Here is a 25,317-nt window from a genome sequence, read left to right as displayed (position 1 = left end):
GACGAAAGTGCAGCGAGCGCGTTGTTATCTGTTAGGTGAAAGTGCGGTGGTTCTTGAGCTGGAACCTCCCATTACGCTGGCGACTCAGAAACGCATCTGGCGTCTGGCCCAGCGTCTGGTTGATGCCCCGAATGTGCTGGAAGCTATTCCGGGAATGAACAATATCACGGTTACCCTGCGCGACCCGAAAACGCTGGCGCTGGATGCGATTGAACGCCTGCAGCGCTGGTGGGAAGAGAGTGAGGCGTTGGAGCCGGACTCGCGCTTTATTGAAATTCCCGTGACCTATGGCGGTGAGTTCGGCCCCGATCTGGCAGAGGTCGCCCGGCACAGTGGATTAAGCGACAAGCAGGTCGTCGAACTTCATGCGTCGGTTGATTATGTGGTGTGGTTTATCGGTTTTCAGCCGGGATTTCCCTATCTCGGGAGCTTACCTGAACCGCTCCATACTCCGAGGCGTGCGGAACCGCGTCTGCTTGTTCCGGCAGGTTCTGTCGGTATTGGCGGATCCCAAACGGGGGTCTATCCGCTTTCCACGCCAGGTGGATGGCAATTGATTGGCCGTACCTCCGTTGCGTTATTTGATCCAAAACGGCATGAGCCGATTCTGTTACGGGCTGGCGATACCGTGCGTTTTGTCCCGCAGAAGGAGGGGATATGTTAAACATCATTCGCGCTGGCATGTACACCTCAGTACAGGACGGGGGACGCCATAGTTTTCGTCAATCCGGAATCAGTCACTGTGGCGCGCTGGATAAACCGGCGCTGAACGTTGCTAATCTGCTGGTGGGTAATGATGCGAATGCCGCTGCGCTGGAAATCACACTGGGGCAGTTGGTGGTGGAATTTGAAACCGATGGCTGGTTTGCCCTGACCGGTGCGGGATGTGAAGCGCACCTGGATCGTACTCCCGTATGGAGCGGATGGCGGCTGCCGGTGAAAGCCGGGCAGCGTCTGACGCTAAAACGTCCACATCACGGCATGCGCAGCTATCTGGCGGTAGCGGGCGGTTTTGATGTGCCCGAAGTAATGGGCTCGCGCAGTACCGATCTCAAAGTCGGAATTGGCGGGCTGGAAGGGCGTCTGCTGCGCGATGGCGATCGGCTGCCAATTGGCGCATCGACCCGGCAATTCAGCGGGCCGCAGGGCGTAAAACAGCTGATGTGGGGCAACCACATTCGTGCGCTCCCCGGGCCTGAATACCAGGAGTTTGACGAAGTATCGCAGGCTTCTTTCTGGCGCTCCCCGTGGCAACTGAGTCCGCAAAGCAACCGTATGGGGTATCGCTTGCAGGGGCAGTCGCTGACGCGCACGACCGATCGCGAGCTATTGTCGCATGGTTTGCTCCCTGGCGTAGTGCAGGTTCCGCATAATGGTCAGCCCATCGTGCTGATGAACGATGCTCAGACGACGGGCGGCTATCCGCGTATCGCCTGTATCATCGAAGCGGATATGTATCATCTGGCGCAGATCCCGCTCGGCCAGCCGATCCATTTTGTGCAGTGTTCGCTGGAGGAAGCGCTTAAGGCGCGCCACGATCGGCAGCGTTATCTGGAACAGTTAACATGGCGACTTAACAATGAAAATTGATCTCAACGCAGACCTCGGTGAGGGATGCCCTAACGATGCAGCGCTGCTGCAACTGGTGTCATCAGCCAACATCGCCTGTGGGTTTCACGCCGGTGATGCGCAGACGATGCTTTTAAGCGTGCGCGAAGCGCTAAAAAATGGCGTAGCGATAGGCGCGCATCCGAGTTTTCCGGATCGGGAAAATTTTGGCCGTAGCGCCATGACCCTGCCTGTGGAAACGGTGTATGCGCAGACGCTGTATCAAATTGGTGCGCTGGCTGCCATCACGCGTGCGCAGGGCGGCGTAATGCGTCATGTTAAACCGCACGGTATGCTTTATAACCAGGCGGCGAAAGATCCTCAGTTGGCGGATGCTATTGCTCAAGCGGTGTATGCCTGCGATCCGTTGCTGGTTCTGGTAGGGCTGGCAGGAAGCGAACTGATTCGTGCGGGTGAACGCTATGGTCTGGTAACACGTCAGGAGGTTTTTGCCGATCGGGGTTATCAGGCGGATGGCAGTCTGGTGCCGCGCAGCCAGCCGGGCGCATTGATTGAGGATGAAGAGCAGGCGCTGGCGCAAACGCTAGAAATGGTGCAATCCGGCAGAGTAAAAAGCCAGAGTGGAACGTGGGCGAGCGTGACAGCCCAGACGGTATGCATTCACGGGGATGGTGAGCACGCACTCGCTTTTGCCCGTCGCTTGCGAGCCGCATTCAATGCATGCAATATTCAAATTAGCGCATAAATTTATTCATACAAAACAATAATATATTACACAACAACATATACAGGACTGAATTATGGGAGAGGTAATTTCTCTCTGGCCATTGACGGGGATCGCCGTCATCGTGGTCGGATTTCTTTTACGTTTTAACCCGGTATTGGTGGTCATTATTGCCGGGATCGTCACGGGGCTGGCGGCGCATATGCCGATCGCCACTATCCTTGAGAAGCTGGGTGAAGGTTTTCTTAACACCCGCAACCTGCCATTTATCCTGCTGATCCCGCTGGCGGTTATTGGCCTGCTGGAACGCCACGGACTCAAAGAGCGTGCTCAGGCGTGGATTGCAAAAATCCGCAGCGCCACCAGTGGTCGTCTGCTTATTGTCTATCTGTTCATTCGCGAAGCGACCGCTGCGTTAGGGCTGACCAGTCTGGGGGGGCATCCGCAGATGGTGCGTCCGCTGCTGGCGCCGATGGCGGAAGGAGCCGCAGAGAAAAATCACGGCGAGATACCTGGGGCGGTACGCTATCGTCTGCGCGCCATGTCAGCTGCGACCGATAACGTCGGACTGTTCTTCGGTGAAGATATCTTTGTTGCCTTCGGCGCCATCATTTTTATGCACAACTTTATGCTGGAGTCTGGTGGGATCCAGACCGAACCGCTGCATATTGCCTTGTGGGGGATCCCTACGGCAATTTGTGCATTCCTGATCCACGGTACGCGTCTGTGGCGTCTGGATAGCTATTTGCAACGTGAGGTGGCGAAAGCGAATGCCGCAGCGAAAGGGGAAGCGAAATGAATTTTCAACAAAGCTATCTCTACTGGCTGGCGGGAGCGGTATTACTGATTGTGGCGCTGATGTCCTGGCAGGACAAAGCGAACCCGCGTCGCTTCACCACCGGCCTGTTTTGGGGCATATACGGCGTACTGTTTCTGCTTGGCGACTGGACATATTCGCTGTTTGGCGACAAACGCACGGTGCATATTGCCGTTGGCGTTGCGGTGGTCGTGCTGGCCCTGATCGCCGGTTTTGGCGGCGTGAAGCTGGGAAGCTACCATCAACGAACGCAGCAACAGCGCGAAGAAAGCGCCAGTCGTCTGGGTAACCGCCTGTTTTTCCCTGCGCTGGCAATTCCGGTGGTAACGGTTATTGGCGTGCTGATGTTCAACCATATTCCGGGCTTACAGGATGCGCTGTTTGGGCCGGGTAATCACGCCACGCTGGTGACGCTCTTTTCCATGACCGCAGGCTCGTTGATTGGTCTGGCGATGGCGATAAAAATGACCCATGAGCGGGTTCATCAACCGATTCAGGAGGCGCGCCGTCTGCTGGACTCCATCGGCTGGGCGTTCATCCTGCCGCAGATTTTGGCCACGCTCGGGCTGTTGTTTACGGCAGCGGGCGTAGGCAGCGGTATTTCCTGGCTGACGCAAGAATACCTGGCGGTGGATAGCCGCTTTATCGCAGTGGCGGTGTACACCCTCGGCATGGCATTGCTGACGATGGTCATGGGCAATGCGTTTGCCGCTTTCCCGATCGTGACCGCCGGAATTGGTATTCCGATCCTCGTGCTGCAGCACGGCGGCAATCCGGCAGTAATGGCGGCAATTGGTATGTTCTCTGGCTATTGCGGGACGTTAATGACGCCGATGGCGGCAAACTTTAACATTGTTCCTGCAGCGCTGCTGGAGCTGCCGGATAAAAACGCGGTGATTAAAGCGCAGGTGCCAACCGGCATACTGCTGTTGCTGGTCAACGTGTTCCTGATGTATTTCCTGATGTTCTTGTAAGGTGACAGGATGAAAACAGTACTCATCACGGGATTTGAACCCTTTGGCGGCGAGTCAGTTAACCCTTCCTGGGAAGTGGTCTCGGGCCTCGACAATGCTATCATCGGCGGATGCCGCGTCGTTGCCCGCCAACTGCCGTGCGTCTTTGGCGAATCTCTTGCCGTACTCAATGGTGCGATTGACGCGCTGTCGCCATCCCTGGTGCTGGCTGTGGGGCAGGCGGGTGGGCGCACGGATGTCACCGTGGAGCGCGTGGCGATCAACGTTGACGATGCGCGTATTGCGGATAATCAGGGTCAACAGCCGGTAGATGTGCCGATTGTGGCCGATGGTCCGGCGGCGTGGTTTAGTTCGTTGCCGATCAAAGCGATGGTTGTTGCCATGCGCAACGCGGGAATTCCGGCTTCGGTTTCCCAGACCGCGGGCACTTTCGTTTGTAACCACGTGATGTATGGCCTGCTGCATAAACTACGTGACGTTCCGGCGGTGAAGGGAGGATTTATTCATATCCCTTATTTGCCGCAACAGGCTACACAGCACCCCGGGGCGCCAAGTATGGCAGCGGACACGGTGCGCCGGGCGCTGGAAGTTGCGATTGCCACCGCGTTGCAGGTGGAGAGTGATATCGCAGTGACGGGCGGTGCAACACATTAAAAAAGGACAGTATTATGCCTGAAGGCCCGGAGATCCGCCGCGCGGCGGATAACCTGGAGGCGGCAGTCAAAGGCAAACCCCTGACCGATGTCTGGTTTGCCTTTGAGCAGCTAAAACCGTATCAATGTCAGCTGATTGGGCAGAGTGTTACCCAGCTTGAAACGCGGGGTAAAGCATTGCTGACCCATTTTTCTAATGGATTGACGCTGTACAGCCACAATCAGCTCTATGGCGTGTGGCGAGTGGTGGATACCGGCAAAATACCGCAGACTTCGCGGGTACTGCGTGTCAGGTTGCAAACACATGACAAAACTATTCTGCTCTATAGCGCCTCTGATATCGACATGCTGACGCCGGAACAGCTCGCTACCCATCCGTTCCTGCAACGGGTTGGGCCGGACGTTCTGGATTTACGTTTAACGCCCGATGACGTGAAAGCGCGTCTGTTATCCCCGCGTTTTCGCAATCGCCAGTTTTCTGGCCTGCTGTTGGACCAGACGTTTCTGGCGGGATTAGGTAACTACCTGCGGGTAGAGATTCTCTGGCAGGTAGGGCTGACCGGGCAGCATAAAGCGTCGACGCTCGGAGATGAACAGTTGGATGCGCTGGCGCATGCGCTGCTTGATATTCCTCGTTTGTCCTATAACACCCGCGGGCTGGTGGATGAGAATAAACATCACGGCGCGCTGTTTCGCTTTAAGGTCTTTCACCGGGATGGTGAAGCCTGTGAGCGCTGTGGCGGAATCATCGAAAAAACGACGCTCTCTTCACGACCCTTTTACTGGTGTCCAGGATGTCAGCACTAAGCGGGATGCTTTGGCGCGTGTAGCGAAATAAACCGCGCCACCGCCGGGCCTGTCAATAAAATACTGAATAGCCGCAGGGTTTGCATCGCCATGATCAGCGCCATATCGGCGTGACTCCCCGCGGCAATCACCGCAACAGAATCCACGCCGCCTGGACTGGTCGCCAGATAGGCGGTAAGAAAATCTATCTGCATGTAATGCGCCAGTCCCCAGGCCATAGCGGCGCAGATCGCCATCAGTGAAAAAATGGACAAGAGGATTTGCGGTAAGGGGCGCAACGCCATTAAAAAGATCTGCTTGTCAAAGCCCAGGCCGATTTGCCAGCCGATGGCCATATAGGCAATCGCCAGCAACCATTCCGGCAGTTCGATCACCATCACGCCACCAGCATTCAGCAATGCGCCTGCCAACATCGGTAGCAACATGACGCCAGAGGGGATACGCAATACACGCCCGGCCGTACCGGCAACGGCGGCCAGCGCCAGGGTACTGAACAGATTGCTGCTCAGCGGCGGAAACCAGACGATTTGCTCACTGACCGTTTGGGCCTGGTCGCCCATCATCACTCGGGTGACCAGTGCCGCCGCACCAACCACCAACAGTACGCGCAGATACTGCATAAACGCCACCAGCCGGATGTCGGCACCATATTCCTGCGCCATCGCCACCATTGCCGCCGCACCGCCAGGTGACGAGCCCCATGCACCGGTGTTTCCCGGTAGGTTACTGTAGCGAACCAGCAGCCAGCCGATTACCGCGCTGCTGATAAGGGTCGCCAGCAGGATGATAATCACCATCGGCCAGTGGGCCGTAAGGGTCGTTAAGATTGAGCCAGTCAGGTTTTGGGCAATCATGCAGCCGAGAATCGCCTGCGCGCCAAGAAATGTGCAGCGGGGAGGGTGCAGTGAGATGCCGCGCATACTGAATATGATGCCGACGATCATCGAACCGAGCAGCAGCGGTCCTGGAAGGTGTATAAACAAAAAGAACAGGGAAAGAAGGAGCGATAGCAGAAACAACAGGCTCCACTGCAAAACAGGCATCCCATGCTCCTGAGTGAAATGACGGAAATCTCAGTAAATCATAGAGAAAGCATGATGAGAATAAAATAATATGCATCAAAAAAAACAGGTCGGATTCTGGCTTCAATGCCTTGTCCGACCCGGGAGAATTAATGGCTGTAAGCCGGACAGGCGCTGGCGCCATCCGGCAGACAATTAACGCTTAATATCAGACTTAAAATCGCGCTTATCGTAGCCGGTGTACAGCTGACGCGGACGAGCGATTTTCATGCCGTCGGTGTGCATTTCGTTCCAGTGTGCAATCCAGCCCACGGTACGCGCCATGGCGAAAATAACGGTGAACATGGAAGACGGAATACCCATCGCCTTCAGGATGATGCCGGAGTAGAAATCTACGTTAGGGTAGAGTTTCTTCTCGATGAAGTACGGGTCGTTGAGCGCAATGTGTTCAAGTTCCATCGCCACTTCCAGCAGATCATCTTTGGTGCCCAGTTCTTTCAGTACTTCATGGCAGGTTTCACGCATGACGGTGGCGCGCGGGTCATAGTTTTTATAAACACGGTGACCAAAGCCCATCAGGCGGAAGGAATCATTCTTGTCTTTCGCGCGGCGCACAAATTCCGGAATGTGTTTAACAGAGCTGATTTCTTCCAGCATTTTCAGCGCAGCTTCGTTTGCGCCGCCGTGTGCTGGTCCCCACAGGGAAGCAATACCGGCCGCGATACAGGCAAACGGGTTAGCGCCAGAAGAACCCGCGGTACGAACGGTGGAGGTTGAGGCGTTCTGTTCGTGGTCAGCGTGCAGGATTAAGATACGATCCATTGCGCGTTCCAGAATCGGATTCACTTCGTATTTTTCGCACGGCGTGGAGAACATCATGTTCAGGAAGTTACCGGCGTAGGAGAGGTCATTACGCGGGTACACGAACGGCTGTCCGATGGAATATTTGTAGCACATCGCTGCCATGGTCGGCATCTTGGACAGCAGACGGAAGGCGGCGATTTCACGGTGACGCGGATTATTCACATCCAGCGAGTCGTGGTAGAACGCAGCCAGCGCCCCGGTAACACCACACATAACGGCCATCGGGTGAGAGTCGCGGCGGAAACCGTGGAACAGGCGGGTGATCTGCTCGTGGATCATGGTATGGCGAGTGACTGTGGTTTTGAACTCGTCGTACTCCTCCTGCGTCGGTTTTTCGCCGTACAGCAGGATATAACACACTTCCAGATAGTTTGACTCGGTCGCCAACTGATCAATCGGGAAGCCGCGATGCAGCAAAATACCTTCGTCACCGTCGATGAAAGTAATTTTGGATTCGCAGGATGCGGTAGAGGTGAAACCTGGGTCAAAAGTAAACATCCCTTTTGAGCCAAGACTACGAATATCAATAACATCTTGACCGAGCGTACCTTTCAGCACATCCAGTTCAATAGCAGAGTCACCATTTAGAGTGATTTTTGCTTTAGTATCAGCCATTTACGGTCTCCTTAGCGCCTTATTGCTTAAGACTGCTGGAACTCACATTTGCCTTCGTACATCAATGAACCGTTACCAGTTTGTTATTTGGCTCGCCGCTCTGCGAAAGAGGGGATAACCTGGGTACAGAGCTATGGGCGCTTGCAGGTAAAACGGTCTTTTCATGGCGAATAAACTGCAAATCAAGAACTTAGCAATCCGAATTATTAAACCTGTCTATCACTAATAACTGTCCTGACTGTATTGGTCAATACTTCCACACTGTTACATAACTAAATGTCCGGTGAAAGAGTGACCCCATAACTTTTACGCATTATATGCTTTTTCTGGTGTCGTTTGTAACAACTTTGTTTAATGATTGTCAAATTAGATGGTTAAAAATTAAAATAATGTTGTTATCGTGACCTATGTCACTGTTCGGGATAAAACCCGACAAACTATATGTAGGTTAATTGTAATGATTTTGTGAACGTCCTATACTGCCGCCAGGTCTCCGGAATACCCTGCAATCCCGAGCCAACCAGCGTTGTAACGTGTCGTTTTAGCATCTGGAAGCAGTGTTTTATATGACGCGTAGTTATAGTAAGGACGCTGTCTGACCCGCACGCAGACCGGAGGAAGGAAATCCCGTCGTCTTTCAGGCTACAGGTGTCTTCATCTTCTGTACCCGAAGTCCAAAGGGAATAATAAGAACAGCATGTGGGCGTTATTCATGATAAGAAATGTGAAAAAACAAAGACCTGTCAATCTGGATCTACAAACGATCCGGTTCCCAATCACGGCGATAGCGTCCATTCTCCATCGCGTATCCGGAGTGATCACCTTCGTGGCGGTCGGGATTCTGTTGTGGTTATTGGGTACCAGCCTTTCCTCCCCTGAAGGTTTCCTCGCGGCGTCATCCATTATGAATAACTTCTTTGTGGAGTTAATTCTGTGGGGGATCCTGATTGCGCTGGCATATCACGCCGTAATGGGCATTCGCCATCTGTTGATGGATTTTGGCTATATCGAAGAAACCCTCGAAGCAGGGACACGTTCCGCCAAAATTTGTTTCGTTATCATTGTCGTGCTTTCACTTCTCGCAGGAGTCCTCGTATGGTAAGCAACGCCTCCGCATTAGGACGTAACGGCGTACATGACTTCATTCTGGTCCGTGCTACCGCTATCGTTCTGACGTTATACATCATCTATATGGTCGGCTTCTTCGCCACCAGCGGCGAACTGACGTTTGAAGTCTGGACCGGTTTCTTCTCATCGGCATTCACCAAAGTCTTCACCCTGCTGGCTCTTTTCTCCATCTTGATTCATGCCTGGATCGGCATGTGGCAGGTGTTGACCGACTACGTTAAACCGCTGGCCGTGCGCCTGATTCTGCAACTGGCTATCGTCGTTGCGCTGGTGGTTTACGTCATTTATGGATTTGTTGTGGTGTGGGGTGTGTAATGAAACTGCCAGTCAGAGAATTTGATGCTGTTGTGATTGGTGCCGGCGGCGCAGGTATGCGCGCGGCGCTGCAAATTTCCCAGAGCGGTCAGACCTGTGCGCTGCTCTCCAAAGTGTTCCCAACCCGTTCCCATACCGTATCTGCGCAAGGTGGCATCACCGTTGCGCTCGGTAATACCCATGAAGATAACTGGGAATGGCACATGTACGACACCGTGAAAGGGTCGGACTACATTGGTGACCAGGACGCTATTGAATATATGTGTAAAACCGGTCCGGAAGCGATTCTGGAGCTGGACCACATGGGGCTGCCGTTCTCTCGCCTCGATAATGGCACAATTTATCAACGTCCGTTTGGCGGCCAGTCGAAGAATTTCGGCGGCGAGCAGGCGGCACGTACCGCGGCAGCGGCAGACCGTACCGGCCATGCGCTGTTGCACACGCTGTATCAGCAGAACCTGAAAAACCACACCACCATCTTCTCCGAGTGGTACGCGCTGGATCTGGTCAAAAATGCCGATGGCGCGATTGTTGGTTGTACCGCGCTGTGTATTGAAACCGGTGAAGTGGTTTACTTCAAAGCCCGCGCAACCGTGCTGGCGACCGGCGGTGCTGGCCGTATTTATCAGTCCACCACCAACGCCCACATCAACACCGGTGACGGCGTCGGTATGGCTATTCGCGCTGGCGTGCCGGTGCAGGATATGGAGATGTGGCAGTTCCACCCAACCGGTATCGCTGGCGCGGGTGTTCTGGTAACAGAAGGCTGTCGTGGTGAAGGTGGCTACCTGCTGAACAAACACGGTGAGCGCTTCATGGAGCGTTATGCCCCGAATGCGAAAGACCTGGCGGGTCGTGACGTGGTGGCGCGTTCCATCATGATCGAAATCCGCGAAGGTCGCGGCTGCGACGGTCCGTGGGGGCCGCACGCCAAACTGAAACTCGACCACCTGGGTAAAGAAGTGCTGGAGTCCCGTCTGCCGGGTATTCTCGAACTGTCCCGTACCTTTGCTCACGTTGACCCGGTGAAAGAGCCGATCCCGGTTATCCCAACCTGCCACTATATGATGGGCGGTATTCCGACCAAAGTCACCGGCCAGGCGCTGACCGTGAATGAGCAGGGCGAAGATGTGGTGATCCCAGGGCTGTTTGCCGTCGGTGAAATCGCCTGCGTATCGGTTCACGGTGCTAACCGTTTGGGCGGCAACTCACTGCTTGACCTGGTGGTATTTGGTCGTGCTGTGGGTCTGCATCTGCAGGAATCTATTGCAGAGCAGGGTGACCTGCTGGATGCAACCGAAGATGAAATCGACGCTTCTCTGGCGCGTCTGAATCGCTGGAACGGTAACCGTAACGGTGAAGACCCGGTGGCAATTCGTAAAGCGCTGCAAGAATGTATGCAGCATAACTTCTCGGTATTCCGCGAAGGCGATGCGATGGCGAAGGGCCTGGAAGAGCTGAAAGCGATTCGCGAACGCTTGAAAAATGCCCGTCTGGACGATACCTCCAGCGAGTTCAACACCCAGCGCGTTGAGTGTCTGGAGTTGGATAACCTGATGGAGACCGCGTACGCCACTGCAGTATCTGCAAACTTCCGTACCGAAAGCCGTGGCGCGCATAGCCGCTTCGACTTCCCGGAACGTGATGACGAAAACTGGCTGTGCCATTCCCTGTACCTGCCAGAGTCGGAATCCATGACGCGACGTCAAGTCAATATGGAACCGAAGCTGCGCCCGGCATTCCCGCCGAAGATTCGTACTTATTAATGCGGAGACAGGACAATGAAACTCGAGTTTTCAGTTTATCGCTATAACCCGGATGTTGACGACGCTCCGCGCATGCAGGATTACACCCTGGAGGCGGAAGAAGGGCGCGACATGATGCTGCTGGATGCGTTGATGCAGCTGAAAGAAAAAGATCCGTCGTTGTCGTTTCGTCGCTCATGCCGTGAAGGGGTCTGCGGCTCCGACGGTCTGAACATGAACGGCAAAAATGGATTGGCCTGTATCACACCTATTTCTGCGCTGAATCAGCCGGGCAAGAAAATTGTCATTCGCCCGCTGCCAGGTTTACCGGTTGTGCGCGATTTGGTGGTAGACATGGGGCAATTCTACGCACAGTATGAGAAGATTAAGCCTTACTTGTTGAATAATGGGAAAAATCCTCCGGCTCGTGAGCATTTACAAATGCCAGAGCAGCGTGAGAAGCTCGATGGGCTGTATGAATGTATTTTGTGTGCATGCTGCTCAACGTCCTGCCCATCATTCTGGTGGAACCCGGACAAGTTTATTGGCCCGGCAGGCCTGTTGGCCGCGTATCGCTTCTTAATTGATAGCCGCGATACCGAGACCGACAGCCGTCTGGAAGGTTTAAGTGACGCTTTCAGCGTATTCCGCTGTCATAGCATCATGAACTGCGTCAGCGTATGTCCTAAAGGGCTGAACCCGACGCGCGCCATCGGTCATATTAAGTCGATGCTGCTCAAACGTAGTGCATAAGTAGTTGTAGTTGCCGGGGAAGAGATTCCCCGGCCGTGCAGGGAAACCTCTAAAAACTGCCACATTGATAGCAATAATCGCAGCCTGAACGACGACGATTATTAGACAGTTTTTAAAGGTTCCTTAGCGGACGCAGATGACACGACAGTCCGCAACAAGTGAACCCCGGCACGCACATCGGTGTGCGTGGTAGTATCCACGGCGAAATAAGCATACAAATGCTTAAGGGATCACGATGCAGAACAGCGCTTTGAAAGCCTGGTTGGACTCTTCTTACCTCTCTGGTTCTAACCAGAGCTGGATAGAACAGCTCTATGAAGACTTCTTAACCGACCCTGACTCGGTAGATGCTAACTGGCGTTCGACGTTCCAGCAGTTACCTGGTACCGGAGTCAAACCGGATCAACTCCACTCAAAAACACGTGATTATTTCCGTCGACAGGCGTTGATTACCCCACGTTACTCTTCTTCTATTTCCGACCCTGATGCCAATGTGAAGCAGGTTAAAGTCCTGCAGCTCATTAACGCCTATCGTTTCCGCGGTCATCAGCATGCGAATCTCGATCCGCTGGGACTGTGGCAGCAAGAAAATGTGGCCGATCTGGATCCCTCCTTCCACGATCTGACCGATGCGGATTTCCAGGAAAGCTTTAACGTGGGTTCTTTTGCCGGTGGCAAAGACACGATGAAGCTGAGCGACCTGGTTGTCGCGCTGAAACAAACCTACTGCGGCCCGATTGGCGCCGAGTATATGCACATCACCAGCACCGAAGAAAAACGCTGGCTTCAGCAGCGTATCGAGTCTGGTCGTACTGCGTTCAGTAGTGAAGAGAAGAAACGCTTCCTCAGCGAACTGACTGCAGCGGAAGGTCTGGAACGCTACCTGGGTGCAAAATTCCCGGGCGCGAAACGCTTCTCGCTGGAAGGCGGTGATGCGTTAATCCCAATGCTCAAAGAGATGATCCGCCACGCCGGTAACAGCGGTACCCGTGAAGTGGTACTGGGTATGGCGCACCGTGGTCGTCTGAACGTCCTGGTTAACGTGCTGGGTAAAAAGCCGCAGGATCTATTCGACGAATTTGCGGGCAAACATAAAGAACACCTCGGAACCGGTGACGTGAAGTACCACATGGGCTTCTCATCAGATATCGAAACCGAAGGCGGTCTGGTGCATCTGGCGCTGGCGTTTAACCCGTCGCACCTGGAAATCGTTAGCCCGGTGGTTATCGGTTCCGTACGTGCACGCTTGGATCGTCTGGACGAGCCGAGCAGCAATAAAGTGCTGCCAATCACTATTCATGGTGATGCGGCAGTAACCGGGCAAGGCGTGGTTCAGGAAACCCTGAACATGTCGAAAGCGCGTGGTTACGAAGTGGGCGGTACCGTTCGCATCGTTATCAACAACCAGGTGGGCTTCACCACCTCTAACCCGCTAGATGCACGTTCTACACCGTACTGCACCGACATCGGTAAGATGGTTCAGGCGCCGATTTTCCACGTGAACGCGGATGACCCGGAAGCGGTCGCTTTCGTAACGCGTCTGGCACTGGATTTCCGTAATACCTTTAAACGCGATGTCTTCATCGATCTGGTGTGCTACCGCCGTCACGGCCACAACGAAGCCGACGAGCCAAGCGCAACCCAGCCGCTGATGTATCAGAAAATCAAAAAGCATCCGACTCCGCGCAAAATCTACGCTGACAAGCTGGAAGCGGACAACGTCGCTACGCTGGAAGATGCGACCGAAATGGTCAATCTGTATCGTGACGCGCTGGACGCAGGCGAATGCGTGGTGAAAGAGTGGCGTCCAATGAATATGCACTCCTTCACCTGGTCGCCGTACCTCAACCACGAATGGGATGAAAACTACCCGAATAAAGTTGAGATGAAGCGTCTGCAGGAGCTGGCAAAACGCATCAGCACCGTGCCTGAAGCGGTGGAAATGCAGTCGCGTGTTGCCAAAATTTACGGCGACCGTCAGGCCATGGCCGCAGGCGAGAAGCTGTTCGACTGGGGTGGCGCAGAGAATCTGGCTTACGCCACGCTGGTTGATGAAGGCATTCCGGTACGTCTGTCGGGTGAAGACTCTGGCCGCGGAACCTTCTTCCACCGCCATGCGGTGATTCATAACCAGGCGAATGGTTCAACGTACACTCCGCTGCAGCATGTGCATAACGGGCAGGGCACGTTCCGCGTATGGGACTCCGTGCTGTCTGAAGAAGCGGTGCTGGCATTCGAGTACGGTTATGCCACGGCAGAACCGCGCACCCTGACTATCTGGGAAGCGCAGTTCGGTGACTTCGCCAACGGTGCGCAGGTGGTTATCGACCAGTTCATCTCTTCCGGCGAGCAGAAATGGGGCCGTATGTGCGGTCTGGTTATGCTGCTGCCACACGGCTATGAAGGTCAGGGTCCGGAGCACTCCTCCGCGCGTCTGGAACGTTATCTGCAACTTTGCGCTGAGCAAAACATGCAGGTTTGCGTCCCGTCTACCCCGGCACAGGTTTACCACATGCTGCGTCGTCAGGCGCTGCGCGGAATGCGTCGTCCGCTGGTAGTGATGTCACCGAAGTCGCTGCTGCGTCATCCGCTGGCGGTGTCCACGCTGGACGAACTGGCAAATGGCACCTTCCTGCCAGCCATTGGCGAAGTAGATGAACTTGATCCTAAAGGCGTGAAGCGTGTCGTGATGTGTTCTGGTAAGGTTTATTACGACCTGCTGGAGCAACGCCGCAAGAACGACCAAAAAGATGTCGCCATTGTGCGTATCGAACAGCTCTATCCGTTCCCGCATAAAGCGGTGCAGGAAGCGCTGAAACCGTTTGCTCATGTACATGATTTTGTCTGGTGCCAGGAAGAGCCGCTCAACCAGGGCGCATGGTACTGCAGCCAGCATCATTTCCGTGAAGTAATTCCATTTGGGGCAGCTCTGCGTTATGCAGGTCGCCCGGCCTCTGCCTCTCCGGCAGTAGGATATATGTCCGTTCACCAGAAGCAGCAACAAGATCTGGTTAATGACGCGCTGAACGTCGATTAAATAAAGGATAAATAATGAGTAGCGTAGATATTCTTGTTCCCGACCTGCCTGAATCCGTAGCGGATGCAACGGTTGCAACCTGGCACAAAAAACCGGGCGATGCAGTACGTCGTGATGAAGTACTGGTAGAAATCGAAACTGACAAAGTGGTACTGGAAGTACCGGCATCAGCGGACGGTATTCTTGATGCGGTTCTGGAAGATGAAGGGACAACCGTCACTTCTCGCCAGATCCTCGGTCGCCTGCGTGAAGGCAACAGCTCTGGCAAAGAGACCAGCGCCAAGTCTGAAGAGAAAGATTCTACTCCGGCACAACGCCAGCAGGCGTCTCTTGCTGAACAGAACAACGATGCCCTGAGCCCGGCGATCCGCCGCCTGCTGGGTGAGCATAACCTCGAAGCCAGCGCCATCAATGGCACCGGCGTCGGTGGTCGTATCACGCGTGAAGATGTTGAAAAGCATCTGGCCAAAGCGCCGGCTGCGAAAGCAGAAGCCAAAGCGCCGGCCGCCGCGCCTGCACCACAGGCTCAACTGGGCGCTCGTGGCGAAAAACGTGTTCCGATGACCCGTCTGCGTAAACGCGTAGCTGAGCGTCTGCTGGAAGCGAAAAACTCCACCGCCATGCTGACCACGTTCAACGAAGTCAACATGAAGCCAATCATGGATCTGCGTAAGCAGTACGGTGACGCGTTCGAGAAACGTCACGGTATCCGTCTGGGCTTTATGTCTTTCTACGTGAAAGCGGTTGTTGAAGCGCTGAAACGCTATCCGGAAGTGAACGCGTCCATCGACGGTGATGACGTGGTTTACCACAACTACTTTGATGTCAGCATGGCGGTCTCCACGCCGCGTGGCCTGGTCACGCCGGTCCTGCGTGATGTGGATCTGCTGGGTATGGCTGACATCGAGAAAAATATTAAAGAACTGGCAGTTAAAGGTCGCGACGGCAAGCTGACGGTCGACGATCTGACGGGCGGTAACTTCACCATCACTAACGGTGGCGTGTTCGGTTCCCTGATGTCTACCCCGATCATCAACCCACCGCAGAGCGCCATCCTGGGTATGCATGCCATCAAAGATCGTCCGATGGCCGTAGACGGCAAGGTTGAAATCCTGCCGATGATGTATCTGGCGCTGTCTTATGACCACCGTTTGATCGATGGTCGTGAGTCAGTAGGCTTCCTGGTAACCATTAAAGAGTTGCTGGAAGATCCGACGCGTCTGCTGCTGGACGTGTAGTAAATAAGAGTATCACCTGCCCCGTAGGTCTGGAGGCTTATCAGGCCTACGGGTAAAAGATAACGATTACCTGAAGGATGGACAGAACACATGAACTTACATGAATATCAGGCAAAACAACTTTTTGCCCGCTATGGCTTACCGGCACCGGTGGGATATGCCTGTACTACTCCGCGTGAAGCTGAAGAAGCTGCATCTAAAATCGGCGCAGGCCCGTGGGTAGTGAAATGTCAGGTTCACGCTGGTGGCCGTGGTAAAGCGGGCGGTGTGAAGGTTGTGAACAGCAAAGAAGACATTCGCGCTTTTGCTGAACACTGGCTGGGTAAACGTCTGGTCACTTACCAGACAGACGCCCATGGTCAACCGGTAAATCAGATTCTGGTTGAAGCAGCGACCGACATTGGTAAAGAACTTTACCTCGGCGCAGTTGTTGACCGTAGTTCCCGTCGCGTGGTCTTCATGGCCTCTACCGAAGGCGGCGTGGAAATTGAAAAAGTGGCGGAAGAAACGCCGCACCTGATCCATAAAGTAGCGCTCGATCCGCTGGCCGGTCCGATGCCTTATCAGGGTCGTGAACTGGCGTTCAAACTGGGTCTGGAGGGAAAACAGGTTCAGCAGTTCACCAAGATTTTCATGGGCCTGGCGACTATCTTCCTTGAGCGCGATCTGGCGCTGATCGAAATCAACCCGCTGGTGGTGACCAAGCAGGGTGATCTGATCTGCCTCGACGGCAAACTGGGCGCTGACGGTAACGCGCTGTTCCGCCAGGCTGACCTGCGTGAAATGCGCGATCAGTCTCAGGAAGATCCGCGTGAAGCACAGGCCGCACAGTGGGAACTGAACTACGTCGCTCTGGACGGCAACATCGGTTGTATGGTTAACGGCGCGGGCCTGGCAATGGGCACCATGGACATCGTTAAACTGCACGGCGGCGAACCGGCTAACTTCCTTGACGTTGGCGGCGGTGCGACCAAAGAGCGTGTAACCGAAGCGTTCAAAATTATCCTCTCTGACGACAATGTTAAAGCCGTACTGGTTAACATCTTCGGCGGTATCGTACGCTGCGACCTGATCGCGGACGGTATCATCGGCGCGGTAGCAGAAGTGGGCGTTAACGTTCCGGTCGTGGTACGTCTTGAAGGTAACAACGCTGAACTCGGCGCGAAAAAATTGGCTGATAGCGGCCTGAATATTATTGCAGCGAAAAGTCTGACGGATGCAGCTCAGCAGGTTGTTGCCGCAGTGGAGGGGAAATAATGTCAGTTTTAATTAATAAAGATACCAAGGTTATCTGCCAGGGCTTCACCGGTAGCCAGGGGACATTCCACTCTGAACAAGCGATTGCTTACGGTACGCAAATGGTCGGCGGCGTTACGCCGGGCAAAGGCGGCACCACGCATCTGGGTCTGCCGGTGTTCAACACCGTACGTGAAGCAGTAGAAGCGACCGGCGCAACCGCCACCGTTATCTACGTTCCGGCTCCGTTCTGCAAAGACTCCATCCTGGAAGCTATCGATGCAGGCATCAAGCTTATCATCACCATCACCGAAGGTATCCCAACGCTGGATATGCTGACTGTGAAAGTGAAGCTGGATGAAGCTGGCGTACGCATGATTGGCCCGAACTGCCCAGGTGTTATCACCCCTGGCGAATGTAAAATCGGCATCATGCCGGGCCATATTCACAAGCCTGGTAAAGTCGGTATCGTTTCTCGTTCCGGTACGCTGACCTATGAAGCGGTTAAGCAGACCACCGACTATGGTTTTGGTCAGTCTACCTGTGTGGGTATCGGCGGCGACCCGATCCCAGGCTCTAACTTCATTGATATCCTGAAGCTGTTCCAGGAAGATCCGCAGACCGAAGCGATCGTCATGATCGGTGAGATCGGCGGTAGCGCGGAAGAAGAAGCGGCGGCGTACATTAAAGATCATGTGACCAAGCCGGTTGTGGGTTACATCGCGGGTGTGACTGCGCCGAAAGGTAAACGTATGGGTCATGCTGGTGCGATCATCGCAGGTGGTAAAGGTACGGCGGATGAGAAATTCGCTGCGCTGGAAGCCGCTGGCGTGAAAACCGTTCGTAGCCTGGCCGATATCGGCGAAGCGCTGAAAACAGTGATTAAGTAAGAAAAAAAACAGCCCTGACTCTCTGCATAGTCAAGGGCTGGTCCCGTTTCGACATGGTTGGCCATCTGATGATGGCCTTTTTTTTGGCCTGTAATTCAGCTTTCAGCCAGTGTTTTCAACCAGCGAATTCCGCTTTCCGGCGAGGTCATTACCGGCACCGGCGGGGAAGGGAGCTGCTGTAAAACGCGCGCCATCGAGGCCTGCGCCAGCATCACAACATCTGCCTGGGTAAAGGCGCTCTGTAACCCTTCACTGACGATACGGTCATGAGTATCCATGTCTCCCGCCAGCAGCGCGTGGAATGCCTCCTCCATTAATATAGGCGTGATGGTTCGCGATTTACCGCTCTGCTGCACTTTGCGCTGTACGTAATCCAGCGTTGGCTTCAGCGTGGTTGCCACGGTCGCCAGTACGGCGATCCGCTCACCTTTTTCAATCGCCTCTTCCACCATTGCGCAGTCAATGCGCGCGAGCTGCAGTGGGGTCATAAACTGGCATTGCTCCACCGCAGTACCAATTGAGGAGCAGGCGGTAATAAAGATATCGCAGTCCGCCTTTTCGGCAATATGCACATAGTCGGCGATGCGGGCGGCAATATTGGGCGTCACGCCCTGGGCCTTCATTACCTGCTTGATCATGGATTCTTCCACCAGGTGCATGACTTCAACATCCGGCATGATGTCGGCAATCAGCTGTTGCATCATCGTAAGCGTGGCGGCACTGGTATGCAGCATGGCGACCTTTTTCATTGGGCAATCTCCTTAAGTAACGTTTCCGCGACGGCCAGCGCCGCATCATGATCTTCCTGCGCGGATAAACCGCCTACCGCGACGGCCCCAAGGCATTTTCCTTGGTGCAGAATCGGGATCCCGCCCGGCAGCGCCGTAAACAGCGGGTCGGCAAAATAACCGATATCCAGTTGCTCTTTCTGCAGTCGCTGTAAAAATGCCTGCGTGGTACAGCCCAGGCGGCTACTGGTGCGTGCTTTGCGCTGGGTTAACTCGATGGTTAACAGTTTGGCGTTATCCATCCGCGCAAAGCTGAGTAGTTCGCCATTGGCATCGCATACGGCCACGCTTAACGGGCGTTTTGCGTAACATGTTTCGGCAAGGTCGAGCGCAGAGGCCACGGCGCGCAGGGCATGCCCCAGAGTGAGAGTTGTCATCGTGATTATCCTTTTGACAGATTTTCGCAAGCGGGTTGAACGGGATCTTTGGCTGCGGCGGCCTGCGCCTGTCTGGCGTCTTTCTTGCGCCAGTAGTTCGCGAGCAGCGAGCCGCTGACGTTGCCAAGCGGAGTCATCACCGCCGAGGCCAGGCCAACCGTTGCCAGTTTGCCCATCGCTGCGGCAAGCCCGGACGCCATGCCGCCGTTTTGCAGGCCGACTTCAAAGGCTACGGTGCGGGCAGACTGTACGTCCATGCGGAAGATCCAGCGGCTCATCAGATAGCCAATCAGGAAGCCGCCGAGGTTATGCATCAACATGGCGAAGCAGAGCAGGAAGCCGACCTGCACCAGGTTCTCGCGCCCGGCTGCGGCTGCGGTGGTCGTAAAGAAAATGATCCCCATCATTGAGATGGTCGGCATGATTTTCTTCACGCCCGCCACGCGGCCATACAGCCAGTTGTAGAACAATGCCCAGACGAGACCGCCTGCCACGAAGTTGAGCACCACCGCGTACATTTGCGCGTCGGCGCTGGCGTGACCAAACAGCGCGTCCCAGCCGCCAGCAATCATATACAGCAGCCAAAGAGCGCCGATCCCGGCCAGCATCTGGACGACACGGCGTCCGCGCACGCCCGCATAGGTTTTCAGATAGTCATGCAGAATTGCCGCGCCGATGGGGATCAATACGATTTTCACCACATCCATTACCATCGCGGTGAGCTGGATATCGATCATCGACCCCGCCAGCAGATTAACCCACAGCGGCGTCATCACCGTCGCCGCCAGCGTTGAGACTGCGGCGATCGAGACCGCCAGCGCCAGGTTGGCGTTCGCGATATAGACCATGACGGTAGAGGAGAGTCCGCTTGGGCAGGCGCCAATCAGCAGAATCCCGACCGCCACCTCAGGCGGAAAGTTAAAGATAAGCGTAATGCTCAGGCCGAGCAGAGGCATGATGACGAAGTGGCAGAAGGTGCCAATAAACACCGCCCACGGCATTTTGGCGACGTCAATAAAATCCTGGATCGTTAGCTTAGTGCCCATGCTAAACATGGTGGCCTGAATGACGAGAAACACGATCCATTTATGGGTGATATTGAAACCGCCCCAGACGATCAGATCCGTAGACCAGGTCATGGCGGCGACAAACCCGGCGATGATCCATAGCGTAAACTGATAGCTGCGTAGACCCGGCCAGTAGCCTGCACCGGCGGCGAATCCGGCGGTGAACATCACCAGCCCGGGCTGCCAGAGCGCCGCGGACTGGATTAGCGCACCGATAATCGCCAGCGCCGCGCCCGCAACGCTGATACCGAGTCCGGTTTTGTGAATAACAGTGGTCATAGTCATGTTGAAATGTCCTTGCTGTTGTTATTGCTGCCGGGATGGAATAGATAACATGTGCCGCGCAATTTCTGGCGTGGCGACTTTTTTATCCATGCTGCGAATGAGCGTGGCGAGTTTGGCAACCTGCTGGTAATTATGCTGTGATTTTTCTTCAGCGCTTAAATAATAGCTATCCTCAAAGCCGATGCGTACTTCACTGGCCCCCATGCCGACGGCGGCGGCAATAATATCGAAGTTCTTTCTGCCAAAATGAGTAATACCCCATAAGGCATCGCGCGGGATCATGCTACGCAGAGCAATTAAAGCGTCAATGGTTGCTGGCGTACTGCCGCGATGGCCGAGGACGATATTAAAGAGCATGGGTTTTTGGAATTTTATTTTATCTTCAAGGTTCAGGATGTTATTAATCATGCCAATTTCAAAAACTTCAAACTCGGGAATGATATTGCGCTCGACTATTTGCCGGGAGCAATATTCCACGTCCGGACCGGGATTAAAGTACACCGCATCTCCGAGGTTGACGGAACCGACGTTCAGCGAAGCCATCTCTACGCCGGGGCAGGAGAGTGGCGCGCAGCGTTCGGCGATGGACATTGAAGAGACGCCGCCGGTAGACGCCTGAATAATCAGGTCTGAATGGCGCATGACGCTATCAATGGTCGCCTGAAAATCGGTGGTATCCGGCGTCAGGCGACCCTGTTTATCGCGAACGTGTAAATGCACGATGGACGCGCCATGCTCAACGCTGGCGAGTATTTCCTGCGCCAGTTCTGCGGGTATAACTCTGGGGCAATCCGCGGCAACGGGTGCCAGCGAAATAATAACAGTATCCGACATATTTTCCTCCGGTACAGAGATATTTAAATTATAGGTAAGGCGTTATCCAGTTTAATGAGTCGGGCCCTGATGTTGACGGTTGATATTCACAGCCAATCCAGCCCTGGTAATTCATTTTTCTAATAAAATCGAATAGCCATGCTTCATTTAATTCACCTGTTCCCGGTTCGTGGCGATAGGGGACAGAAGCAATTTGAAAATGTTTAATTAAGGTGAAGTAGCGTTCAATATTTTTTGCCACATTGCCATGAATTTTCTGACAGTGGTAAATATCAAACTGTAAACCGATATTTTTCTTGCCAACCTCTTGAATAATAGATTCGGCCAACGGAAAACTGTCAATAAAATAACCGGGCATATCCTGCGAATTTAACGGTTCAATCAGCACATCGATTTCCGCTTCAGCCATCATATCGCAGGCGATACGCAGCCGGTTGGTCAGGAGAGTGCGCTGAGCGTGAAGCGTCAGATCGTCGCAGCGCGAACCGGCCATAACGTGAACCCGACGACAGCCCAGCGCCGTGGCGTAATCACGCGCCACGTTGAGGCTATGGTGAAATTCCGGGTCTCGACCGGGCTGCGCGGCCAGTCCCCGCTCACCTTGTGCCCAGTTACCCGCCGGTGCGTTCATCAGCACCACCGGCAGGGATGTTTCCCGCTGTGCAGCGTGCAAATGCGCCAGCGGGTGCTGCCAGAGAAATAGCCCTTCAACGCCGCGAAAACCAGCCGCCTGCGCCGCCGCAAATCGCGCCGCTATTGGTAAATCTGTAAACAACCAGTCGAGGTTAGCCGCTAACTTCAGCATGGCGCGCACCCTCCCGGTTATCAACCAGATGCAGCTTAACGCCCTGGCTGGCAAGAGTTTGCTGGGCGTTTTCCGGTAACCGGTTATCAGAAATAATGTCGGTTAACTGTTCCAGCCCACAGATATGGAACATGCCGTATTTGCCAAACTTACTGCTGTCGCAGACCAGCACCCGACGCCGGGAAACGGTGAGTACCGCTTCTTTAACCGAGGCTTTCCCTTCGCTCGGCGTCGACATGCCGCGTTCGGTATCCCACGATGAGGAGCTCAGAAACGCCACGTCAATATTAATGGTGCGCAGAAAACTGGCGGCGCTTTTTCCAAGGCATGAGCGGTTACGCTGATCCACCAGACCACCGGTGTGATAGAGCGTTATGTGCGGCATATCCATCAGATAGTGGCTGATGGAAAAATCGTTGGTTACTACCGTCAGATTGAAACAATGGCTGGCGGCGACCGCTTTCGCCACTTCAAACAACGACGTTCCGGCATCCAGATACAGCGTTTGTCCGGGCTCAATGAGCATGGCGGCGAGCTGGCCCATTTTACGTTTCACGTCATGATTCAACTCGGCTTTTTCCCGCCATGGCAGCTCGGATTTCAGCAGGTTATTGAGCTTCACTCCGCCGTTAATGGCGATAACTTTGCCTTCTTCTTCCAGCAACTGGATGTCGCGACGCACGGTCATATGCGACACGCTCATCAAATCTGCCAGTTCATTAAATGAGGCGGCATTTTTTTCGTGCACGTAGCGGTAGATAAAATCACGTCGTTGCTCGGGGATCATTATGTCACCTCACGCTTGCCGGGAATGTTCAAGTTCGGCCACCGCTTCTTCTGAGAGCGGAACATAGCCAAGCGGTTTTAACGTCAGCCAGATGCGGGCGCTGTCTTCCAGTTCTTCAGCGTTAAACACCGCCTCACGCAGCGAGCGACCGCTTACTACCGGCCCGTGATTGGCCAGCAGCGCGGCCGTATGGTCTGCCGCGATTTCACTCAGTGCGCTGGCAATGCCTTCATGGCCAGGCTTGAAATAGGGCAGCAGCGGTAACTGCCCGACGCGCATCACATAGTACGGCGTTAACGGCGGCAGGCAGTTTTTCGGCGTGGTGCACGGCAGGCAGGAGAGCGCGGTCAGCCATGGAGAATGCAGGTGCACGACCGCGCCGCAGGATGGCCGATGTCGATACCACGCCAGATGCATGGGCACCTCTTTTGAGGGTTTGTCGCCGCTAAGATGAACGCCGTTGGCATCCAGCCGACTTAGCGTGGCAGGATCAAGCTCACCCAGACAAGAGTTGGTCGGGGTCACCAGATAGCCGCCATCCGGCATTTTGACGCTAAGATTGCCGGAACCGCCGCTGCTGTAACCGCGCATAAACAGGGAACGGCCATAGTGGACGAGTAGTTCGCGCAGTTGGTGTTCACTCACCGAATTCATAATGCGTACTCCTGGGCAGTAAAAAAGAAATCGTCGTCACCAAAGTTGCCTGACTTCAGCGCCAGCGCCAGACCGGAGGAAAATACCCACGGTACGCCTGGCGCAATGGCTTTGCCGACGGACAGACGCTTCACCTGCAAGGCTTCCACAACGGTGCCGGAGGTTTCTCCGCCCGCGACGATAAAGGTGTTTACACCCGCAGTTCGTAGCTTTGAACTCAGCCGGGCAAAAGCGTGTTCGATTGCCTGGCTGGCGACCTGTTCGCCGTGCTCCTGTTGAATACGTTTGAGTACGTCTGGCGGCTGGGTGGCGTATATCAGTGGCGCTAATGGGTCGCTGATATGCGTCATCGCCCAGGCGCTCAGTTCATCGGTGTAGCGTTCGGCATCAGACAGGCAGCGGGACACATCAAGCAAACGAGACGCTGCCGCGGCCTTGTAGCGATTAACCTGACGATTGCTCATTGCCGAACAGCTACCGGAGAACACCACCGTTTTGGCAGGCAGTGGAAAAGAGTCCGGCGGCATGGATTGCTGGCCTCCGCTGCAGGCGGCCAGCGCGCCGCCGAGCCCGGAGCCCCCGGCTAACAGAGGGCTGGCATGGAGAGCTTGCGCCAGCGTGTTGAGATCTGCTTCATCCAGCGTATCGACGATAACGTGACGCGTACCTTCAGCCTGAAGTTGGGCCAGGGCGTAAGTGACCGCTTCCACACCTTGACGCAGGGTCGTGAGGTTGATGCAACCAACCGCGCCTGGCGTTTGCGCGCTCAGCAGGCGCGGCAGGCTGGCATCGTTCATTGGATTGAGCGGATGCTTTTCCATCCCGGATTCGTTAAGCAGTACACCGTGTACAAAAAGATGACCATGCACCACCGTGCGTCCGTTTTGCGGCAGAGCGGGGCAGTGGACGATCAGCGGAACCTGCAGGTCGTTCATCAATGCATCGCTGACCGGGCCAATATTGCCTGTTGGCGTGGAGTCAAACGTCGAACAATATTTAAAATAAATCTGGCGGACACCTGCATTTTGTTTCAGCCAGCGGGCACAGGACAGGGATTGGGCGACGGCCTGTTCTGCGGGTAATGAGCGGCTTTTCAGCGAGATGACGATAGCGTCAACCTCTTCATTCCAGCATTGCGCGGTATCGGGCATACCGGGCAGAAGCGCGACGCGCCACCCCTGCTGCGCCATAAAGCTTGCAATGTCCGTTGCGCCGGTAAAATCGTCGGCGATAACGCCTGTGGTGACGGCCATGGATCAACTCCGTTCAGATTGTTTGCTAATTGAACATATTATTCAGGAGGGCCTTTCACATTCACATGATGATTATCACA

General features: G+C 54.7%; 25 protein-coding genes. 15 read left to right on the top strand and 10 right to left on the bottom strand.

What is annotated here, in order from left to right; genetic code table 11:
* Positions 1–7 precede the first annotated feature (7 nt).
* Genes pxpB through nei form a run of 7 tightly spaced genes read left to right on the top strand, consistent with a single transcriptional unit; the run spans position 8 to position 5,544 of the window.
* Entirely contained in the window at positions 8–664 is a 657-nt protein-coding gene (gene pxpB / locus HVZ52_RS15930; protein WP_181598449.1) for a 5-oxoprolinase subunit PxpB, read from the top strand.
* Entirely contained in the window at positions 658–1,590 is a 933-nt protein-coding gene (gene pxpC / locus HVZ52_RS15925) for a 5-oxoprolinase subunit PxpC (protein ID WP_016152275.1), read from the top strand. Before pxpB ends, pxpC begins: the two co-directional genes overlap by 7 nt.
* Positions 1,580–2,314 carry a 5-oxoprolinase subunit PxpA gene (pxpA, locus tag HVZ52_RS15920; protein WP_181598448.1) on the top strand — a complete coding sequence of 245 codons (735 nt, stop codon included), beginning with the start codon at positions 1,580–1,582 and terminating at the stop codon, positions 2,312–2,314. The genes pxpC and pxpA overlap by 11 nt, the downstream gene beginning before the upstream one ends.
* A gap of 55 nt (positions 2,315–2,369) precedes the next feature.
* Positions 2,370–3,092, top strand: a complete 723-nt coding sequence (locus HVZ52_RS15915; protein ID WP_003831395.1) for a DUF969 domain-containing protein — start codon at positions 2,370–2,372, stop codon at positions 3,090–3,092.
* Entirely contained in the window at positions 3,089–4,084 is a 996-nt protein-coding gene (locus tag HVZ52_RS15910; RefSeq protein ID WP_016152277.1) for a DUF979 domain-containing protein, read from the top strand. The genes HVZ52_RS15915 and HVZ52_RS15910 overlap by 4 nt, the downstream gene beginning before the upstream one ends.
* Positions 4,085–4,093: 9 nt before the next feature.
* The gene (gene pcp / locus HVZ52_RS15905) at positions 4,094–4,738 is read left to right on the top strand and encodes a pyroglutamyl-peptidase I (protein ID WP_181598447.1); all 645 of its coding nucleotides are present in this window, start codon (positions 4,094–4,096) and stop codon (positions 4,736–4,738) included.
* A gap of 14 nt (positions 4,739–4,752) precedes the next feature.
* The gene (gene nei / locus HVZ52_RS15900; RefSeq protein ID WP_181598446.1) at positions 4,753–5,544 is read left to right on the top strand and encodes an endonuclease VIII; all 792 of its coding nucleotides are present in this window, start codon (positions 4,753–4,755) and stop codon (positions 5,542–5,544) included.
* On the opposite strand, the gene HVZ52_RS15895 is transcribed toward nei, so the two are convergent.
* Together HVZ52_RS15895 and HVZ52_RS15890 are read right to left on the bottom strand one after the other, a co-directional pair.
* Positions 5,541–6,587, bottom strand: coding sequence for an AbrB family transcriptional regulator (locus HVZ52_RS15895; protein ID WP_047359477.1), 1,047 nt, complete (start codon positions 6,585–6,587; stop codon positions 5,541–5,543). The two genes, nei and HVZ52_RS15895, sit on opposite strands and share 4 nt — an antisense overlap.
* Before the next feature lie 174 nt (positions 6,588–6,761).
* A complete protein-coding gene (locus tag HVZ52_RS15890) occupies positions 6,762–8,045 on the bottom strand; it encodes a citrate synthase (protein ID WP_016152281.1) in 1,284 nt (427 codons plus the stop codon).
* Positions 8,046–8,742: 697 nt separating this feature from the next.
* Between HVZ52_RS15890 and sdhC the strand changes: the two genes are divergently transcribed.
* From sdhC to sucD, 8 genes are all read left to right on the top strand, one after another.
* Positions 8,743–9,147, top strand: coding sequence for a succinate dehydrogenase cytochrome b556 subunit (gene sdhC, locus HVZ52_RS15885; protein WP_016152282.1), 405 nt, complete (start codon positions 8,743–8,745; stop codon positions 9,145–9,147).
* Complete coding sequence (sdhD, locus tag HVZ52_RS15880; protein ID WP_005122550.1) at positions 9,141–9,488, top strand: succinate dehydrogenase membrane anchor subunit; 348 nt, start codon at positions 9,141–9,143, stop codon at positions 9,486–9,488. The genes sdhC and sdhD overlap by 7 nt, the downstream gene beginning before the upstream one ends.
* Positions 9,488–11,254: a succinate dehydrogenase flavoprotein subunit gene (gene sdhA / locus HVZ52_RS15875; protein ID WP_003022919.1), complete on the top strand. Its 1,767-nt coding sequence runs from the start codon at positions 9,488–9,490 to the stop codon at positions 11,252–11,254. Before sdhD ends, sdhA begins: the two co-directional genes overlap by 1 nt.
* A gap of 15 nt (positions 11,255–11,269) precedes the next feature.
* The gene (gene sdhB, locus HVZ52_RS15870; protein WP_003022921.1) at positions 11,270–11,986 is read left to right on the top strand and encodes a succinate dehydrogenase iron-sulfur subunit SdhB; all 717 of its coding nucleotides are present in this window, start codon (positions 11,270–11,272) and stop codon (positions 11,984–11,986) included.
* A gap of 235 nt (positions 11,987–12,221) precedes the next feature.
* Positions 12,222–15,023, top strand: a complete 2,802-nt coding sequence (gene sucA, locus HVZ52_RS15865) for a 2-oxoglutarate dehydrogenase E1 component (protein ID WP_181598445.1) — start codon at positions 12,222–12,224, stop codon at positions 15,021–15,023.
* Positions 15,024–15,037: 14 nt separating this feature from the next.
* Positions 15,038–16,261, top strand: coding sequence for a 2-oxoglutarate dehydrogenase complex dihydrolipoyllysine-residue succinyltransferase (gene odhB / locus HVZ52_RS15860; protein ID WP_016156001.1), 1,224 nt, complete (start codon positions 15,038–15,040; stop codon positions 16,259–16,261).
* 90 nt (positions 16,262–16,351) lie between these two features.
* Complete coding sequence (gene sucC, locus HVZ52_RS15855) at positions 16,352–17,518, top strand: ADP-forming succinate--CoA ligase subunit beta (protein ID WP_003022927.1); 1,167 nt, start codon at positions 16,352–16,354, stop codon at positions 17,516–17,518.
* Positions 17,518–18,387, top strand: coding sequence for a succinate--CoA ligase subunit alpha (gene sucD / locus HVZ52_RS15850; protein WP_003022929.1), 870 nt, complete (start codon positions 17,518–17,520; stop codon positions 18,385–18,387). The genes sucC and sucD overlap by 1 nt, the downstream gene beginning before the upstream one ends.
* Positions 18,388–18,482: 95 nt before the next feature.
* Here sucD and HVZ52_RS15845 read toward each other — a convergent pair whose 3' ends face one another.
* The 8 genes from HVZ52_RS15845 to otnK are packed head-to-tail and all read right to left on the bottom strand — an operon-like array spanning position 18,483 to position 25,237.
* Positions 18,483–19,136 (bottom strand): aspartate/glutamate racemase family protein, encoded by a 654-nt coding sequence (locus tag HVZ52_RS15845; protein WP_046274716.1) that lies wholly within the window; start codon positions 19,134–19,136, stop codon positions 18,483–18,485.
* Positions 19,133–19,552, bottom strand: coding sequence for a heme-binding protein (locus HVZ52_RS15840; protein WP_016152289.1), 420 nt, complete (start codon positions 19,550–19,552; stop codon positions 19,133–19,135). The genes HVZ52_RS15845 and HVZ52_RS15840 overlap by 4 nt, the downstream gene beginning before the upstream one ends.
* Positions 19,553–19,557: 5 nt before the next feature.
* The gene (locus tag HVZ52_RS15835) at positions 19,558–20,904 is read right to left on the bottom strand and encodes a bile acid:sodium symporter family protein (RefSeq protein ID WP_049281826.1); all 1,347 of its coding nucleotides are present in this window, start codon (positions 20,902–20,904) and stop codon (positions 19,558–19,560) included.
* Between the two features lie 21 nt (positions 20,905–20,925).
* The gene (locus HVZ52_RS15830; RefSeq protein WP_181598444.1) at positions 20,926–21,738 is read right to left on the bottom strand and encodes a 3-keto-5-aminohexanoate cleavage protein; all 813 of its coding nucleotides are present in this window, start codon (positions 21,736–21,738) and stop codon (positions 20,926–20,928) included.
* Between the two features lie 28 nt (positions 21,739–21,766).
* Positions 21,767–22,543 (bottom strand): TIM barrel protein, encoded by a 777-nt coding sequence (locus HVZ52_RS15825; RefSeq protein WP_131405733.1) that lies wholly within the window; start codon positions 22,541–22,543, stop codon positions 21,767–21,769.
* The gene (locus HVZ52_RS15820) at positions 22,524–23,330 is read right to left on the bottom strand and encodes a DeoR/GlpR family DNA-binding transcription regulator (protein ID WP_046274719.1); all 807 of its coding nucleotides are present in this window, start codon (positions 23,328–23,330) and stop codon (positions 22,524–22,526) included. Before HVZ52_RS15820 ends, HVZ52_RS15825 begins: the two co-directional genes overlap by 20 nt.
* A 9-nt stretch (positions 23,331–23,339) precedes the next feature.
* A complete protein-coding gene (locus HVZ52_RS15815; RefSeq protein WP_016152294.1) occupies positions 23,340–23,984 on the bottom strand; it encodes an aldolase in 645 nt (214 codons plus the stop codon).
* Entirely contained in the window at positions 23,981–25,237 is a 1,257-nt protein-coding gene (otnK, locus tag HVZ52_RS15810) for a 3-oxo-tetronate kinase (RefSeq protein WP_131405734.1), read from the bottom strand. The genes HVZ52_RS15815 and otnK overlap by 4 nt, the downstream gene beginning before the upstream one ends.
* Positions 25,238–25,317: the final 80 nt, after the last annotated feature.

It is taken from the genome of Citrobacter sp. RHB36-C18, from assembly GCF_013814485.1.
In the GTDB taxonomy this organism is placed as follows: domain Bacteria; phylum Pseudomonadota; class Gammaproteobacteria; order Enterobacterales; family Enterobacteriaceae; genus Citrobacter; species Citrobacter braakii.
The sequence above is the reverse complement of the archived record's forward strand: the minus strand, read 5'-3'. Positions and strand labels throughout refer to the sequence as shown.